Genomic DNA, 16,119 nt, shown 5'->3' on the forward strand with positions numbered 1-16,119 from the left:
GTTGACCCGACTGATCGGTCAGTGCTTGTATACCAGCACTGCCACATCAGTCGGCGGCGTGGAGCAAAGGAGCGCACGATGACGGACAGCACCCAGACGGCGGGTGCCGTGAGAAGATCTACTCGCGAGCTGAGCAAGGCCGCCGTGTCGGGTTGGCTGGGTACCGCGATGGAGTTCATGGACTTCCAGCTGTACTCGCTGGCGGCGGCCATCGTGTTCAACAAGATCTTTTTCCCCGACGTCAGCCCCGCGATCGGGCTGATCGCGGCGATGGCCACCTACGGTGTCGGCTACGTCGCGCGGCTCGTCGGAGCCTTCTACTTCGGGCGGATGGGCGACCGGATCGGTCGCAAGAAGGTCCTGTTCCTGACCATCACGATCATGGGCGCTTCCACCACGCTCATCGGCGTCCTGCCGCCGTACCAGACGATCGGCATCGCGGCGCCGATCCTGCTGGTCGTTTTGCGGCTGGTCCAGGGCTTCGGCGCGGGTGCCGAGATCGCCGGGGCGACGGTGATGCTCGTCGAGTACGCGCCGGTCAAGCGACGCGGCCTGATCTCCTCGCTGGTGTCGCTGGGAACCAACTCGGGCACCCTGGCCGCTTCAGGCCTGTGGGCGTTGCTGCTGCTGGTGCTCTCGGAGGAGCAGGTCATCGCCTGGGGTTGGCGGGTGCCGTTCCTGCTGAGCTTCGTGCTGCTGCTGTTCGGCGTGTGGATGCGGTCGAACCTCAAGGAGAGCCCGGTCTTCGAGGAGCGCGAGGACGTCGAGCCGAAGTCCGAGGGTGCCATCGAGTCCGGTCTCAAGCAGCGCAAGGGCAGGGCGTTCCTGCTCTCGCTCGGGCTGCGCTTCGGCCAGGCGGGCAACTCCGGTCTCGTGCAGACCTTCCTCGTCGGGTACATCGCCTCCTCGCTGGCGGTGAGCCGATCGGTTCCGACCAACGCCATCGTCTACGGCTCGCTGCTGGGGTTCGCCACGATCCCGCTGGTGGGACTGCTCGGTGACCGCTTCGGCCGACGCCCCGTCTACATGGCGTTGAGCCTGGTGACCGCGATCATCGCGGTGCCGATGATGGCGACCATCGCCAGCGGGAACACGGTCATGCTGACGATCGCGATGGTCCTCGGCCTCAACATCGGCGTGCTCGGCCTGTTCGCGGTGGAGAGCGTCACGATGGCCGAGCTGTTCGGGTCGCGCACCCGGTTCACGCAGCTGGCCGTGGCCAAGGAGATCGGCGGCACGCTGGCCACCGCGATCGGGCCGGTCATGGCGGCGAGCCTGACCGCGTGGACGCAGCACTGGTGGCCGATCGCCGCGATGCTCATCGTCTACTCGCTGATCACCCTCGTCTCCGCCTGGGTGTCGCCCGAGACGCGTGGCCGCGACCTCGTTCGGCTGGAGGACGCGCTGTGAAAGCCGTTGTGGTCCATGGGAACCGCGATGTCCGCGTCGACGAGGTACCGGACCCGGTGCCCGGTGGGGGCGAGGTGCTGCTGGCGCTGGAGTGGGGTGGGATCTGCGGATCCGACATCTCCTACTGGCGCCACGGAGGCACCGGAACGGCCGTCCTGCGCCACCCGATGATCCTCGGCCACGAGGTCGCCGGACGGGTGGCGGGCCTCGGGCCTGGTGTTTCGGGTGTGGAGGTCGGTCAGCCGGTGACCGTGCACCCGGCCGAGCTGGTCGGGGAGCACGCGTACCCGGAGGGGCGCAGCAACCTGCACCCGCACGTCCGCTACTTCGGGTCGGCGGCGTTCGACCCGCACACCGACGGCGGTTTCAGCCAGTACCGGACTGTTCCGGTGGGGCAGCTGCGCCCGTTGCCGGACGGGGTGTCCACGCAGCAGGGCGCGCTCGCCGAGCCGCTCGGCGTCGCGCTGCACGCGGTGAACCGGGCGGGACCCCTGCGCGGCAGCACGGTTCTGGTCAACGGTGCCGGGCCGATCGGTGCGCTCGTGGTCGCCGCCGCGAAGTACCAGGGCGCGTCCGCGGTGATCGCCGCAGACCTGTCCGCAACCTCGTTGGAGATTGCCAAGCGCATGGGAGCGGGCGAAACCCGCGATCTGTCAACGCAATCGCTGCCGGAGGACGTCGACGTCTCCTTCGAAGCCTCCGGCGCGCCCGCCGCCATCGGCCCCGTGCTGCGCGCGACCGCGCGCGGCGGAACCGTGGTCCAGGTCGGCAACCTCCCCGGTGAGCCAGCCTTGGCGGCGCTCGGCGACCTGGTGACCCGCGAGATCACCTGGACCGGCTCCTACCGCTTCGCGGACGAGATCACCGACGCCCTCGCAGCCCTGGCCGAGGGCCTGGACATCACCCCGCTCATCACCCACACCTACCCCCTGGAACGAGCCGCCGAAGCCCTCGAAACAGCAGCCGACCGCACCACCGGCAGCAGCAAAGTCCTCCTGGACCTGACCGAGTAACCACCCCGGACCGCCTTGCAAACCCGATTACCGGGGTCTGCAACGGGAACGGTGTCCGGCGTGTTCGGTCAAACCGCCAGCTCCACCCGCCTCGGCGAGCCGACCGAACGGCGGGGTCGCGCCGCAGAGCCGGAGCCGCTGCCGGAGTGCCCGCCCCGCTGACGAACCGGACCCGTTCGGAGCGCGGTTCCCGCATCGCCTCCGAGGCCGTCGAGCAACGCTGGTGATCGTCGACGACCACCAGCGTTGCTCGACGGCCAAGGCCCATTCGCAGAGGAGTACGCGGCCGAGGGCGCTCCGGGTAGGTGACGCGGTGCTGCTCAGGCTGGGGTGGTGGCGTCGAGGAGTTCGTCCAGGTCGACCCTCCGGGCGGTGTCGACGAACGCCCTGGCGAGGATGGGTTCCGGGTCGCGGTCGTGCAGCACCAGTCCGATCGTCTTGCTGATCTGCGGCTCCGACAGTGGGACCGCGCGCATGCCCTCCGGAATCCCGAAGCGCAGGAGCCACGAGTGGGGCAGCACGGTGGCCCACGGTCCCTCGCGCACGTGCGCGTAGAGCGCGCTGATGGAGTTCGTCTCCACCGCCGGTTGCGGCTTCACCCTGGCCTGCTCGAACACCGAGTTGAGGATGCGCCGGTTCTGCATGTCCTCCGACAGCAGGCACAGCGGGTGCTCGGCGGCCTCCGACCAGGTCGCCGACTCCCCGTCGTCGAGGTCCTCCTCGGCGGCCAGGAGCAGGTAGCGCTCGCTGTAGAGCGGAACCGTGCGGACGCCGGTCAGCGGCTCGTTGTCGATGTAGGTCACGCCGACGTCGAGCCCGTACTGCGACAGACCCCGCTGGATCTCGATGGAGGTCATCGAGCTCACCTGCACCCGCACCCGGGGCTGGTCCTGGCACAGCAGCGACGTCAGGTTCGGCACCACGCACAGCGCTGTCGGGATGCACCCGATCCGCAGCCGTCCGCTGAGCCCTTCCCGCATCGCCCCGACGTCCTCGATCAGCGCGTCCCGCTCGGCGAGGATGCGGTAGGCCCACTTCAGGATCCGCTCGCCCTCCGGGGTGAAGCCGATGAACCGGTTCCCCCGCTGGATGATCTGGACGTGCAGTTCGGCTTCGAGCTTGCGGATCGCAGCCGACATGGCCGGTTGCGAGATGTAGCACGCCTCTGCGGCGCGGGCGAAGTGCTTCTCGCGCGCCAGGGTCGTCAGGTATTCCAGTTGCCGCAGGAGCATGCGCGCGATGCTAATCGTCCGGCCACGGCAGCGGTGGCGCCTCAGCCGCCGTGGCGGATGAGGTGGTGCAAGCAGGATCAGCTGGGCGAGCCGCCGCGGCTCGTTGCGCCTGCCGTCGTCGAGCTTGCCGAGGCCATCGATGGCGGTGTCGTGCTGAGTCTCCCACGCGACCCGCACGTCCTCGGCGGACCGAGGGCGGCCTCCCCCGGCGGGGGTGTCGAGAGGGGGAGTGCGGAACCGTGGGAGTCGATGTCCGGAGCGGGGATCGGCGGATCGAGGAACGCCCGATCGGTGTACTGCCTGCGCGGATGACTAGATCAACGGCACCCGCGGTGACTGCTGCAAGTGGATGGCCGTCCTTGCCCCGGAACGTTAACCCCCGTTAGCGTGATCGGAGTCACGGTCCGCTGGGTCGATGGCGGATGCGATGTGCGACGAGGAGGTCGTGATGGCCGGCTTGGTCCCGCCGTTGGGAATTGCGTCGAGCACGCCTGGCGAGGATTCGCTGACCACCGCGTCGAAGGTCACCAGGGCGTGGGAGGCGTTCGCGACCGGTGAGGACATCACCTCCGACGTGCGGCCCGACATCCTCGCCTCCTGGTACCGCTGCCGTGATCAGTACGAAGTGGACCCCTCGCTCGACGCCGCTCCGCCGGCCCCCGGTTACCACGACCAAGGGCCGGACAACGACGTCATCTTCACCCAGCTCGGCGGGCTCGGCGCCCTGGCCGGGCGGGACGTCGAACTCGACGGCGGGGTCGTCGCGGTCACCGACGGCTCCGGGCGCATCCTCGGCACCTGGGGCGACCCGTCGGCCCGCCGCCGGGCCGAGCTGTCCAACATGGCGCCCTGGTCGTCGTGGTCGGAGCAGTGCACCGGCACCAACGGGATGGGCACGTCCTTCGAGGTCACCGGCCCGGTCACGGTCACCGGCGCCGAGCACTGGTGCGAGGGCTTCCACCAGTGGGCGTGCGCGGGCATCGCCATCCGCGACGTGGTGACCGGATCGGCGATCGCCTCGATCAACATCTCCCGTTGGGGCGCGAAGCTCTCCCCGGAGGTTCCGGGATGGCTGCAGAAGGCCGCGTCCTGCATCGAGCAGGAGGTCCACCGCAGGGCCGTCGACGAGGCCAAGCGGGTGTGCACGGCGTTCAAGCGGGAGCACACCGACCACAGCGGCCCGCTGGTCGCCCTCGACCGGGGCGGTCAGGTCGTCGCGGCCAACGACGCCGCCCTGTCCATGCTGCACCTGCCGGCCGACGCCCCGGCCTCGCGCGGCGCGATGGAACCTGCCGAGCGGTCCCGACCGGACATCGCCGAACTGTCCGATGTCGTGCGCTGGGCGGCGGGACGGGCGGCGCAGAACCCGCAGTGGAGCGGATACGCACAGCTGGGGGTCGCCGGTGACGGCGCGGTTCCCGCGACGCTGCGGCCGATCACGGAGGCCGGCCGCGTGGTCGGGATGCTCTGCGCGTTCGGCCTGCAGGAAGGCGAGCCCTACGGCCGCGCGGGAGAGGGCACGGCCGTGCCCATGCCACCCCGGGTCATCGGCGTCCGCAACGACCGCCTGGTACTGCTCGCGCCCTCGGAGGTCCGCTACGCCGAAGCGGACCGCAACACCGTCTGGCTCAGCACCGACCGCGGCCGGATCCTGGCCGCCACCAGGGGCTTGGACCACGTCGACCAAGCGCTGAGCCGCCACGGCTTCCGCCGCGTGCACCGCCGCTTCCTGGTCAACCTCCGCCGGGTCGCCGAGGTCGAACGCGGCACCAAGGGCGAGCTGTTCCTCGTCACCGACCCGCGCGTGCCCGAGCTCGTTCCGGTCTCCCGGCGCCACGCCCCCGAAATCCGCCGACTGCTGGGCGTTTGACCGGCGCAACCGCGCGCTGCCGGACGACGTGATCGGGCGCAGCTCGACGTGCACCGCTCGTCGTCGCGGCGATGCCGTTCGTTGGGACTTCCGCGCCGCCGGTCGGCGATCGGTTGTCACCGCAGCGACCGATCGCTGAGGCTGTGAACTGCTGGAACGCGGAACCGAGGAGGAAATCACGATGTGGGAGACCCCTGAGTACACGGTGATCGACGTCTGCGCCGAAGTCACCGGCTACTACCACCAGCTCTGACGGCCGTGCTCGTCCACTGCCTGGGAGTCGCGGCAGGTGGCGGGTACCCGCAGTGGAACTGCGCGTGCCCCGGATGCCGCGAGGTCCGCACCGCGCCGGAGCGCGCTTCGGCGCACGCGGGCCTCGCGGTCTCCGGCACCGGTGACCGCTGGTTCCTGCTCAACGCGACACCCGACGTGCACCACCAGATCAACGCCGACCCCAGCCTGCACCCCGGTCCCGGGCCGAGGGAGACGCCGGTGGCCGGAGTGCTGCTCACCGACGCAGAGTTCGATCACACGATCGGGCTCCTGGTGCTCCGGGAGGGCTCTTCGCTGGAGGTCTTCGGCACGGCACCCGTGCTGGCCGCGCTCACCGACCACTTCCCGGTGCGAGACCTGGTCTCCGACTACGCCGACGTGCGGTGGCGGACGGTGCACATCGGCAAGCCCATCGACCTCGACGAACGGCTCCGGGTGACGGCGTTCGCCACCGGGAGCAAACCACCGCGCTACGTCGGGCACCACGCCGGGCCCGGTGATTGGGAGACCGGCTACGTGCTGCACGACCAGGTGAGCGGCGGAACCGCCGTCTACGCCCCGACCGTGCCGAGTTGGGACGAGCACTTCGCCGAGCAGGTCGCCGACGCCGACTGCGTGTTCGTCGACGGCACCTTCTGGACCGACGACGAGATGTCCCGTCACGGAACCGGCGACCGGCCCGGCAGGTCCATGGGCCACATGCCCGTCAGCGGTGCGGACGGTTCGGCTCGGCACCTGGCCGCGCTGCCCGCCCGCCGCAAGATCTACGTCCACGTCAACAACACCAATCCCATCCTCGACGAGGGATCAGCTGAGCGAGCAGAACTCGCGGCGCTGGGCATCGAGGTGGGACGTGCGGGTCTGGAGGTCGAACTATGAGGCCCTGGTCGTCGGAGGAGTTCGAGGCGGAGTTGCGCGCGGTCGGCGAGGCGCGCTACCACCACCTGCACCCGTTCAACGAGCGGATGCACGCCGGTGACCTGACCGAGGAGGAGTTCCGCGGCTGGGTGCGAAACCGCTTCTTCTACCAGATCAACCTGCCGGTGAAGGACGCCTTCATCCTCACCAAGCTGCCCAACGGCGCCGAGCGCCGGAAGTGGATCAAGCGCATCACCGACCACGACGGCACCGCTGAGGTCGAAGGCGGCATCGAGCGCTGGGTCCGGCTCGGCGAAGCCGTCGGACTCACCCGGGACGAGCTCTACGACACCCGCACCGTGCTGCCCGGCGTCCGCTTCGCCGTGGACGCCTACGTCGACTTCTGCAGGCACAAGCCGTGGCTGGAGGCGGTGGCCTCGGCGATGACCGAGCTGTTCGCGCCCGACCTGCTCAGCCGCCGCATCGTCGACGTGCAGAAGCACTACCCGTGGCTGGACTCGCGCGGCCTGGAGTACTTCCGGACCCGGCTGACCCAGCAGCCCGCCGACATCGCGCACCTGCTCGGACTGGTGCTCGACAACGCCCGGACCCGGGAGCAGCAGGAGGCGTGCGTGCGTGCCCTGGAGTTCAAGTGCGACGTGCTGTGGACCCTGCTCGACGCGGTGCAGCTCGCTCACGGCAAGGCGGAGTGATGGACGTCGGGAGCACACCGCGCCTGGTGCCCAAGGCGATGCTCAAGCGCGACAAGGTCCGCGACGCCGACCTGCTGCTGCTGCCGGAACGCGTGGTGCGGCTCAACGCCTCGGGCGCGGCGATCCTGCGGCTGTGCGACGGCACGCGGTCCGTGCGGGATGTCGTCGACCGGCTGGAGGAGGAGTTCGGTGCCAGCGGGCTCATCGACGAAGTGCTGACGTTCCTCAACGACGCGCACGACCAAGGTTGGGTGGTGTCCGGATGACCCCCGCGCCCTACGGGTTGCTGGCTGAAGTGACCCACCAGTGCCCGCTGCACTGCCTGTACTGCTCCAACCCGCTGGAGCTGCGCCAGCGGGACGAGGAGATCGGTACCGAGGACTGGCTGCGGGTGATCCGCGAAGCCGCCGACCTCGGGGTGGTGCAGGTGCACTTCTCCGGCGGTGAGCCCCTGGTGCGCGGCGACCTCGCCGAGTTGGTCGCCGAGGCGCGCGGCTGCGAGCTCTACACGAACCTGATCACCAGCGGCCTCGGGTTCACCGAGGAGCGGGCGAAATCGCTGGTCGCGGCCGGGCTCAACAGCGTGCAGCTGAGCATCCAGGGCGACACCGCCGAGGCGAGCGAACTCGTGGCCGCCACCAGGCGGTTCGACAAGAAGCGCGAGGCCGCGCGGATCATCATCGACTCCGGGCTGCCGCTGAACATGAACGTCGTGCTGCACCGGCTCAACCTCGACCGGCTCGACGCCATCATCGGCGTCTGCGAGTCGTGGGGAGCCGAACGGCTGGAACTGGCCAACACCCAGTACTACGGCTGGGGGCTGCGCAACCGGGACCTGCTGCTGCCCAGTCGCGAACAGCTCGGCGCGGCGGAGGAGGTCTACCACCGGCGGAAGGCCGAGCTGGCCGGCCGGATGGAGCTGCTGTGGATCTTGCCGGACTACTACGAGCCCTACCCGAAGCCGTGCATGGGCGGCTGGGCGCGCACCGCGCTGACCGTCGCACCGGACGGGTCGGTGTACCCGTGCCCAGTCGCCGCTGACATCGACACCCTCGACTTCCCGTCGGTGCTGGCGCACCCGCTCGACTGGATCTGGGCGAAATCGCCGGCGTTCCAGGAATACCGGGGAACCGACTGGATGCCGGACCCGTGCCGCAGCTGCTCCCGGAAGGAGATCGACTTCGGCGGCTGCCGGTGCCAGGCGTACGCGCTGACAGGCGACGCCTCGCGCACCGACCCGGTGTGCACCTTCTCGCCGGACCACCACCTCGTGCAGGACGCGGTGGATCGCGCCAACGAGACCTCCGGTGCCGCTCCCGAACCGGTCTACCGCCGCCCGCGCGCGGCTGCGGAGTGACCGCGGTTCGTCACCGAAACCCGGCCGTTCGTGTCTGATCACCCGCCGCCGGTACCGGATTCGTTGTCCACTCCGGAACCGGCGCGCGAGGGTGGGCGGAACGGACCGGTCCCGACCCGGCGTGATGGGTCGGACCAGGCCGGTGGCGGAGCGAGGCGTCCCCGACCGCTCTCGCCGCCACCGGCGCCCTTGTGGGAGAGGATGCATCGAATGATCAAGTCGCGCGCGGTGATCGCACGGGGGAAGGGTGAGCCGGTCGAGGTGGTGCGGATCGACCTGCCCGAACCGGGCCCCGGTGAAGTGCTGGTGCGGGTGCAGGCGTGCGGTGTCTGCCACACCGACCTGCACTACCGGGAAGGCGGCATCAACGACGAGTTCCCGTTCTTGCTCGGCCACGAGGCCGCCGGTGTCGTCGAAGCGGTGGGGCCCGGTGTGCCGGACGTGTCCGAGAACGACTTCGTGGTGCTCAACTGGCGCGCGGTGTGCGGCCAGTGCCGCGCTTGCTCGCGCGGGAAGCCCTGGTACTGCTTCGACACCAACAACGCAGACCAGCCGATGCGGCTGGAGGACGGCACGGAACTGTCCCCGGCACTGGGGATCGGGGCGTTCAGCGAGCGAACGCTCGTCCACGCCGGCCAGTGCACGCGCGTCGACCCGGCCGCACGGCCGGTCGTGGTCTCGCTGCTCGGGTGCGGCGTCATGGCCGGGATCGGTGCGGCGATCAACACGGGTGGCGTGACGCGCGGTGACTCGGTGGCCGTGATCGGCTGCGGTGGAGTCGGGAACGGCTCGATCGCAGGTGCGGCGCTGGCAGGTGCGGAGAAGGTCATCGCCGTCGACCGGGACCCGAAGAAGCTCGCCTGGGCGGAGGAGTTCGGAGCCACCCACACCGTCAACGCCGCCGAGACCGATGCGGTGGCCGCCATCCGGTCGCTCACCGGAGGCAACGGTGCTGACGTCGTCATCGACGCCGTCGGCCGGCCGGAGACCTTCGAGCAGGCGTTCTACGCCCGCGACCTGGCGGGCACGGCGGTGCTGGTGGGTGTGCCGACCCCGGAGATGGAGATCAAGCTCCCGCTGCTGGACGTCTTCGGGCGAGGCGGCGCGGTGAAGTCCTCCTGGTACGGCGACTGCTTGCCCAGCCGGGACTTCCCGATGCTCACCAACCTCCACCAGCAGGGCCGCTTGCCCCTCGACAAGTTCGTCACCGAGGAGATCACCCTCGACGAGGTCGAGGACGCCTTCGCCAAGATGCAGCGCGGGGAAGTCCTGCGCTCCGTCGTCGTCTTCTGAACCCCGCACCGAAGTCGGTCTCGCAGGTGGGAGGACCTGCGGCTTCGCGGACTCCGCGGTGGTCCGGTGGTCACAGGGGACGGCCTATGTCCACGTGGACCACCACCTCGTCCCCCGAGATCTCGACCTGGTGGGTGCGCAGCGGTTCGGTGGCAGGAGGGCAGAGGGGTTCTCCGCTGCGGACGTCGAAGCGGGACAGGTGCACCGGGCACTCCAGCGACGTGCCGTCGAAATGACCGTCGCTGAGCACCGCCCAGGCGTGCGAGCACACGTCGTCGATGGCGTAGAGCCGCCCGGCGACGTTGAACACCGCTACCGGCGGGAGCGTGTTGAGCCGTCTGACGGTCCCGGGCGGGAACTCGTGCACTCCGCACACTCGGACTCGATGCGTGGCCGGGGGCATCGATGTCACTCCTTCCGCCAGAGCTCCGGTGGAGCCGGCGGTCGCACCGGCCCCGCTGACGACGGTGCCGCAAGGCCCTCGATCGATCCGCGGGCGGATCTGGTGAGGTCCTTGCGGCACTCGTGCGGTTCGAGCCGCGTGGTGGGAGCGGTGGATCAGTCCTCGTCGGCGCGGTGCAGGTAACCGGTGACCTCGGCGCAGACGTCGATCACGGTGTATCCAGGGGTTTCCCAGGTCATCGCATTCTCCTCAGGTTTCGTCTCGGCCGGTGGCGTTTTCCGGCCGCAGCGGGAGCGGGGTGGTTCGGGCGACAATTCCCGAATTCCGCGCTGGAAATTCAAGTTAGGCGCACTCGTGACACCTGGGCAAGCCGGGCGGGACGAGTGCGCGACAAGCTCGCACGAGCGGCAGCGGGGCGAAAACCAGCGGCGCTGCCCGGGTGCCCGAGAAGACGATCATGAACTGACGCGTATGGGTGAAAACGCTGGTAGCGGACGGGATCGCAGCGTGCGCGAAAAAGCGGGGAAAGACGCGGAAATAGTCCGAGAAAGGGCCCTGCCCAGCGATGATGCGGGCAATCCGGTGACGCGGAGTCCGCATCGATACGCGGTGCTTATCGATGCATAAAAAAGCGTGCGTTGAACTTCGGGCGACGCGGCGCGACGGTAGACCCAATCTACAACGGAGTGGAGCCGCAGATGACGATAGCGGAACGCGTGCGCGGCGTTGTCGAAGCGCACCGGGGCGAGCGCGGAGCCCTGCTGCCCATCCTGCACCACCTCCAGCAGGAGTTCGGCTGGATCGATCCGCAAGTCGTTCCGGTCCTGGCGCAAGAGCTCAACCTCTCGCGGGCCGACGTCCACGGGGTCATCTCCTTCTACACCGACTTCCGCTCCGAACCCGCGGGGACCAGCACGGTCAAGATCTGCCGCGCCGAGGCGTGCCAGTCGGTCGGCGCCGAACGGCTCGTGGCCGACGCCGAGCAGGTCTTCGGCGTCAAGGTCGGCCAGACCACCCCCGACCACTCGGTCACCCTCGACCAGGTGTTCTGCCTGGGCAACTGCGCGCTCGGGCCCTCCGCGCAGATCAACGGAAGGCTGCACGGCCGGGTGGATCGCAGCCGGCTCGTCGAGATCCTCGCGGAGGGAAACGCGTGATCACCGTCTACGTACCCCAGGACTCCGCGTCGGTCTCGGTCGGCGCGAACGACGTCGCCGCAGCGATCCAGCAGGCGACCGACGAACCGATCCGCTTGGTGCGCAACGGTTCTCGCGGCATGCTCTGGCTCGAACCGCTGGTCGAGGTCGAGACCGAGCGCGGTCGAGTCGGCTACGGCCCCGTCACCCCGGGCAAGGTGCCGGAACTGCTGGCGGCCGGGATGCTGCGGGGAGCCGACCACGAGCTGTGCCAGGGCGTGGTCGAGGACCTGCCGTGGATGCGCGACCAGCAGCGGCTGTGCTTCGCCCGCGTCGGCGTCACCGACCCGCTGTCCACATCGGACTACGAGGCGCACGGCGGCCTGCGCGGGCTGCGCGCCGCGCTGGCCTCCGCACCCGCCGAGGTCGTCGAGGAGGTCACCACCTCCGGGCTGCGCGGGCGCGGCGGCGCCGGGTTCCCCGCGGGCATCAAGTGGAACACCGTGCTGAAGGCCGACGGGCCCGCGAAGTTCGTCTGCTGCAACGCTGACGAAGGCGACTCCGGGACCTTCGCCGACCGGATGCTCATGGAGGGCGACCCGTTCTGCCTCATCGAGGGCATGACCATCGCCGCCCACGCGGTCGGTGCCACCGAGGGCTACATCTACGTCCGCTCCGAGTACCCGGACGCCGTGCGCACCCTGCGCCGCGCGATCGACGCGGCCTACGCGGTCGGCTGGCTCGGTGGGGGAGTGCTCGGATCGGAGCTGGAGTTCGACCTGTTCCTGCGCGTCGGTGCCGGTGCCTACATCTGCGGCGAGGAGACCTCCATGCTGGAGAGCCTGGAGGGCAGGCGCGGCATGGTTCGCTCCAAACCGCCGATCCCGGCGATCACCGGGCTGTTCGGCAAGCCCACGGTGGTCAACAACGTGCTCACCCTGGCCAGCGTCCCGGCGATCCTGGCCGACGGCGGCCGGCCCTACGCCGAGCTCGGCGTGGAGCGCTCGCGCGGCACGCAGGTCTTCCAGCTGGCGGGCAACATCGCGCGCGGCGGCGTCTTCGAATCCGCCTTCGGCATCACCATCGAGGAGCTCGTCAACGGCTACGGCGGCGGCACCCGGTCCGGCAGGCCGGTGCGCGCGGTGCAGATCGGCGGGCCGCTGGGCTCCTACGTGCCGCCCGAGCGGTTCGACCTGCCGATGGACTACGAGGCGCTGGCCGAGGCGCAGGCGATGCTCGGGCACGGCGGCATCACCGTCTTCGACGACACCGTGGACATGGCGGCGATGGCGCGCTTCGCGTTCGAGTTCTGCGCCGAGGAGTCCTGCGGCAAGTGCACCCCGTGCCGGGTCGGTGCGGTGCGCGGCGTCGAGGTCGTCGACCGCATCGTCGGGGGCCAGGACCGCGACGGGAACCTCGCCGTGCTGGGCGACCTGTGCGAGCTGATGACCGACGGGTCGCTGTGCGCGATGGGCGGGCTGACCCCGAACCCGGTGCGCAGCGCGCTGGCGCACTTCCCCGAAGACTTCCTGAAGGAGGCGAAGTAGGCGATGAGTCTGCTGAAGGAACCCGACTACGGCACCCCGGCCAAAGCGGGGGACGCCACCGTCACCGTCGAGATCGACGGCGTGCCGGTCACCGTGCCCGAGGGCACCTCGGTGATGCGCGCCGCGGCCGAGTCCGGCACCGACATCCCGAAGCTGTGCGCCACCGACAGCCTGGAGGCGTTCGGCTCGTGCCGGCTGTGCCTGGTGGAGATCGACGGCCGCAAGGGCACCCCGGCCTCGTGCACCACACCGGTCGCCGAGGGCATGGCGGTCAGCACGCAGACGCCGAGGCTGGAGAAGCTGCGCCAGGGCGTCATGGAGCTCTACATCTCCGACCACCCGCTGGACTGCCTGACCTGCGCGGCCAACGGCGACTGCGAGCTGCAGGACATGTCCGGCGTGGTCGGCCTGCGCCAGGTCCGCTACGGCTACGAGGGCGCCAACCACCTCGACGCGCCCACCGACAGCAGCAACCCCTACTTCGACTTCGACGCCTCCAAGTGCATCGTGTGCTCCCGCTGCGTGCGGGCCTGCGACGAGGTGCAGGGCACCTTCGCGCTGACCATCGAGGGGCGCGGCTTCGACTCCAAGGTCGCGGCCGGTGCCGGTGACCCGTTCCTGGAGTCCGACTGCGTGTCCTGCGGTGCGTGCGTGCAAGCGTGCCCGACTGCCACGCTGCAGGAGAAGTCGGTGGTCGACCTGGGCATGCCGACCCGCTCGGTGCTGACCACCTGCGCCTACTGCGGCGTGGGCTGCTCGTTCAAGGCCGAGCTGCGCGGCGACGAGCTGGTGCGGATGGTGCCGTACAAGGACGGCGGCGCCAACGAGGGCCACTCCTGCGTCAAGGGCCGCTTCGCCTTCGGCTACGCCACCCACCCGGACCGGCAGCTCAACCCGATGATCCGCGAGCGCACCACCGACGAGTGGCGCGAAACCGACTGGGAGACGGCGATCTCCTACGTCGCCGAGAAGTTCCGCGCCATCCAGGCCCGGCACGGCTCGAACGCCATCGGCGGCATCACCTCCTCGCGCTGCACCAACGAGGAGGTCTACGTGGTGCAGAAGATGGTGCGTGCGGCGTTCGGCAACAACAACGTCGACACCTGCGCCCGCGTCTGCCACTCGCCGACCGGCTACGGCCTCAAGCAGACGTTCGGTACCTCGGCGGGCACGCAGGACTTCCGCTCCGTGGCGGAGTCCGACGTGATCGTGGTGATCGGCGCCAACCCGACCGACGGGCACCCGGTGTTCGCCTCCCGGATGAAGCGCAGGCTGCGGGAAGGCGCGAAGCTCATCGTCATCGATCCGCGGCGGATCGACCTGGTGCGCAGCCCGCACGTCGAGGCCTCCCACCACCTGCAGCTCGCGCCGGGCACCAACGTCGCGCTGGTCAACGCGCTGTCGCACGTGGTGGTCACCGAGGGGCTGGCCGACGAGTCGTTCGTGGCCTCTCGCTGCGAGGGCTTCGACGAGTGGGCGGAGTTCATCGCCCGCCCGGAGAACAGCCCCGAAGCGGTCGAGTCGATCACCGGTGTTCCCGCCGAGCAGGTCCGCGAGGCCGCGCGGCTCTACGCCACCGGCGGCAACGGCGCGATCTACTACGGGCTGGGCGTCACCGAGCACAGCCAGGGCTCGACGATGGTGATGGGCATGGCCAACCTCGCCATGGTCACCGGCAACATCGGCCGCGAGGGCGTGGGCGTCAACCCGCTGCGCGGGCAGAACAACGTGCAGGGCTCCTGCGACATGGGGTCGTTCCCGCACGAGCTGTCCGGTTACCGCCACGTCGCCGACGACGCGGTGCGCGAGGTGTTCGAGGAGCTCTGGGAGCGTCCGATCCTGCCCGAACCGGGACTGCGGATCCCGAACATGTTCGACGCCGCCGTCGACGGCAGCTTCCGGGGGCTGTTCGTGCAGGGCGAGGACATCGCCCAGTCCGACCCCAACACCCAGCACGTCGCGGCGGCGCTCTCGGCGCTCGAACTCGTCGTTGTGCAGGACCTGTTCCTCAACGAGACCAGCAAGTTCGCGCACGTGTTCCTGCCGGGCACGTCGTTCCTGGAGAAGGACGGCACGTTCACCAACGCCGAGCGGCGGATCAACCGGGTCCGCCCTGTGATGGTGCCCAAGAGCGGCAAGGACGAGTGGCAGGTCGCCTGCGAGATCGCACAGGCCATGGGCTACGACATGCACTACGACCACCCGCGCGAGATCATGGATGAGATCGCTTCGGTGACACCGACCTTCGCGGGCGTCTCGTTCGGCAAACTGGACGAGCTGGGCAGCGTGCAGTGGCCGTGCAACGAACAGGCACCCGAAGGCACGCCGATCATGCACGCCGAGCAGTTCGTGCGCGGCAAGGGCAAGTTCGTCCTCACCCCGTTCGTGGCGACCCGCGAGCGCAGCACCCGCAGGTTCCCGCTGGTGCTCACCACCGGGCGCATCCTGTCGCAGTACAACGTCGGCGCGCAGACCCGCCGCACCGCCAACGTCGCCTGGCACCCGGAGGACGTGCTGGAGATCCACCCGCACGACGCCGAGGACCGGGGCATCTCCTCGGGCGACGTGGTGAACCTGTCCAGCAGGGTCGGCACGACGTCGCTGCGCGCGAAGATCTCCGACCGGATGCCGGTCGGCGTGGTGTACACGACGTTCCACCACCCGGTGACCGGTGCGAACGTGGTGACCACCGAGAACTCCGACTGGGCCACCAACTGCCCTGAGTACAAGGTCACCGCCGTGCAGGTCGCCAGGGGGACCAGCGCGGAGGAGGCCGACGCCGAGCAGCGGGAGGCGGTGTTGAGCGAGTCATGAGCGCCGACGTCTCGCCGCAGGTGCGGATGGCCAACGACATCGCCATCCAGTTCGCGCACCTCCCGTCCCGCCAGGCGGAGCGGGAGGTGGCCCACCACATCAAGATGTTCTGGGACCCGAGGATGAGGGCCGAAATCGACAGCCTCGTCGACTCCCCACCCCAGGACATGGACCCCCTGGCCCTGGCAGCAGCCCGCCTC

General features: G+C 69.8%; 16 protein-coding genes. 13 read left to right on the plus strand and 3 right to left on the minus strand.

Annotated features, from left to right (window positions below):
• Positions 1 to 78: 78 nt before the first annotated feature.
• Together E1161_RS20700 and E1161_RS20705 are read left to right on the plus strand one after the other, a co-directional pair.
• Positions 79 to 1,410 (plus strand): MFS transporter, encoded by a 1,332-nt coding sequence (locus tag E1161_RS20700; protein WP_132625821.1) that lies wholly within the window; start codon positions 79 to 81, stop codon positions 1,408 to 1,410.
• Positions 1,407 to 2,423 carry an L-idonate 5-dehydrogenase gene (locus E1161_RS20705; protein ID WP_132625823.1) on the plus strand — a complete coding sequence of 339 codons (1,017 nt, stop codon included), beginning with the start codon at positions 1,407 to 1,409 and terminating at the stop codon, positions 2,421 to 2,423. The genes E1161_RS20700 and E1161_RS20705 overlap by 4 nt, the downstream gene beginning before the upstream one ends.
• A gap of 320 nt (positions 2,424 to 2,743) precedes the next feature.
• Here the strand turns inward: E1161_RS20705 and E1161_RS20710 are convergent, their stop codons facing one another.
• Positions 2,744 to 3,655 (minus strand): LysR family transcriptional regulator, encoded by a 912-nt coding sequence (locus E1161_RS20710; protein WP_132625825.1) that lies wholly within the window; start codon positions 3,653 to 3,655, stop codon positions 2,744 to 2,746.
• Between the two features lie 415 nt (positions 3,656 to 4,070).
• Here E1161_RS20710 and E1161_RS20715 point away from each other — a divergent pair, with 415 nt between their 5' ends.
• The 7 genes from E1161_RS20715 (at position 4,071) to E1161_RS20745 (ending at position 10,019) form a co-directional block, all read left to right on the plus strand.
• Entirely contained in the window at positions 4,071 to 5,525 is a 1,455-nt protein-coding gene (locus E1161_RS20715) for a DNA-binding protein (RefSeq protein ID WP_235875178.1), read from the plus strand.
• A 181-nt stretch (positions 5,526 to 5,706) separates the two neighbouring features.
• The gene (gene pqqA, locus E1161_RS28720; RefSeq protein WP_132625851.1) at positions 5,707 to 5,778 is read left to right on the plus strand and encodes a pyrroloquinoline quinone precursor peptide PqqA; all 72 of its coding nucleotides are present in this window, start codon (positions 5,707 to 5,709) and stop codon (positions 5,776 to 5,778) included.
• 5 nt (positions 5,779 to 5,783) lie between these two features.
• Positions 5,784 to 6,677, plus strand: a complete 894-nt coding sequence (gene pqqB, locus E1161_RS20725; protein WP_132625827.1) for a pyrroloquinoline quinone biosynthesis protein PqqB — start codon at positions 5,784 to 5,786, stop codon at positions 6,675 to 6,677.
• Positions 6,674 to 7,369, plus strand: coding sequence for a pyrroloquinoline-quinone synthase PqqC (gene pqqC, locus E1161_RS20730; protein WP_132625829.1), 696 nt, complete (start codon positions 6,674 to 6,676; stop codon positions 7,367 to 7,369). The genes pqqB and pqqC overlap by 4 nt, the downstream gene beginning before the upstream one ends.
• Positions 7,369 to 7,635 (plus strand): pyrroloquinoline quinone biosynthesis peptide chaperone PqqD, encoded by a 267-nt coding sequence (gene pqqD, locus E1161_RS20735; protein WP_132625831.1) that lies wholly within the window; start codon positions 7,369 to 7,371, stop codon positions 7,633 to 7,635. The genes pqqC and pqqD overlap by 1 nt, the downstream gene beginning before the upstream one ends.
• Positions 7,632 to 8,726 carry a pyrroloquinoline quinone biosynthesis protein PqqE gene (pqqE, locus tag E1161_RS20740; protein WP_132625833.1) on the plus strand — a complete coding sequence of 365 codons (1,095 nt, stop codon included), beginning with the start codon at positions 7,632 to 7,634 and terminating at the stop codon, positions 8,724 to 8,726. Before pqqD ends, pqqE begins: the two co-directional genes overlap by 4 nt.
• A gap of 210 nt (positions 8,727 to 8,936) precedes the next feature.
• Positions 8,937 to 10,019 (plus strand): S-(hydroxymethyl)mycothiol dehydrogenase, encoded by a 1,083-nt coding sequence (locus E1161_RS20745; protein ID WP_132625835.1) that lies wholly within the window; start codon positions 8,937 to 8,939, stop codon positions 10,017 to 10,019.
• 70 nt (positions 10,020 to 10,089) lie between these two features.
• Here E1161_RS20745 and E1161_RS20750 read toward each other — a convergent pair whose 3' ends face one another.
• Together E1161_RS20750 and E1161_RS27320 are read right to left on the minus strand one after the other, a co-directional pair.
• Positions 10,090 to 10,422 carry a bifunctional 3-phenylpropionate/cinnamic acid dioxygenase ferredoxin subunit gene (locus E1161_RS20750; protein ID WP_132625837.1) on the minus strand — a complete coding sequence of 111 codons (333 nt, stop codon included), beginning with the start codon at positions 10,420 to 10,422 and terminating at the stop codon, positions 10,090 to 10,092.
• A gap of 155 nt (positions 10,423 to 10,577) precedes the next feature.
• Positions 10,578 to 10,736: a hypothetical protein gene (locus tag E1161_RS27320; protein ID WP_165939888.1), complete on the minus strand. Its 159-nt coding sequence runs from the start codon at positions 10,734 to 10,736 to the stop codon at positions 10,578 to 10,580.
• Positions 10,737 to 11,120: 384 nt separating this feature from the next.
• On the opposite strand from E1161_RS27320, the gene E1161_RS20755 reads away from it, so the two are divergent.
• The 4 genes from E1161_RS20755 to E1161_RS20770 all read left to right on the plus strand — a co-directional run.
• Positions 11,121 to 11,579 (plus strand): NAD(P)H-dependent oxidoreductase subunit E, encoded by a 459-nt coding sequence (locus tag E1161_RS20755; protein ID WP_132625839.1) that lies wholly within the window; start codon positions 11,121 to 11,123, stop codon positions 11,577 to 11,579.
• Positions 11,576 to 13,105, plus strand: coding sequence for a formate dehydrogenase beta subunit (locus E1161_RS20760; protein ID WP_132625841.1), 1,530 nt, complete (start codon positions 11,576 to 11,578; stop codon positions 13,103 to 13,105). The genes E1161_RS20755 and E1161_RS20760 overlap by 4 nt, the downstream gene beginning before the upstream one ends.
• Positions 13,106 to 13,108: 3 nt before the next feature.
• Positions 13,109 to 15,919 carry a formate dehydrogenase subunit alpha gene (fdhF, locus tag E1161_RS20765; protein WP_132625843.1) on the plus strand — a complete coding sequence of 937 codons (2,811 nt, stop codon included), beginning with the start codon at positions 13,109 to 13,111 and terminating at the stop codon, positions 15,917 to 15,919.
• Positions 15,916 to 16,119: formate dehydrogenase subunit delta (locus E1161_RS20770; protein ID WP_132625845.1), on the plus strand; the 204-nt coding region annotated here is incomplete at its 3' end. The genes fdhF and E1161_RS20770, both read left to right, overlap by 4 nt.

Origin of the sequence: Saccharopolyspora aridisoli, from assembly GCF_004348445.1 — a bacterium.
GTDB classification, from domain to species: Bacteria; Actinomycetota; Actinomycetes; order Mycobacteriales; family Pseudonocardiaceae; genus Saccharopolyspora; species Saccharopolyspora aridisoli.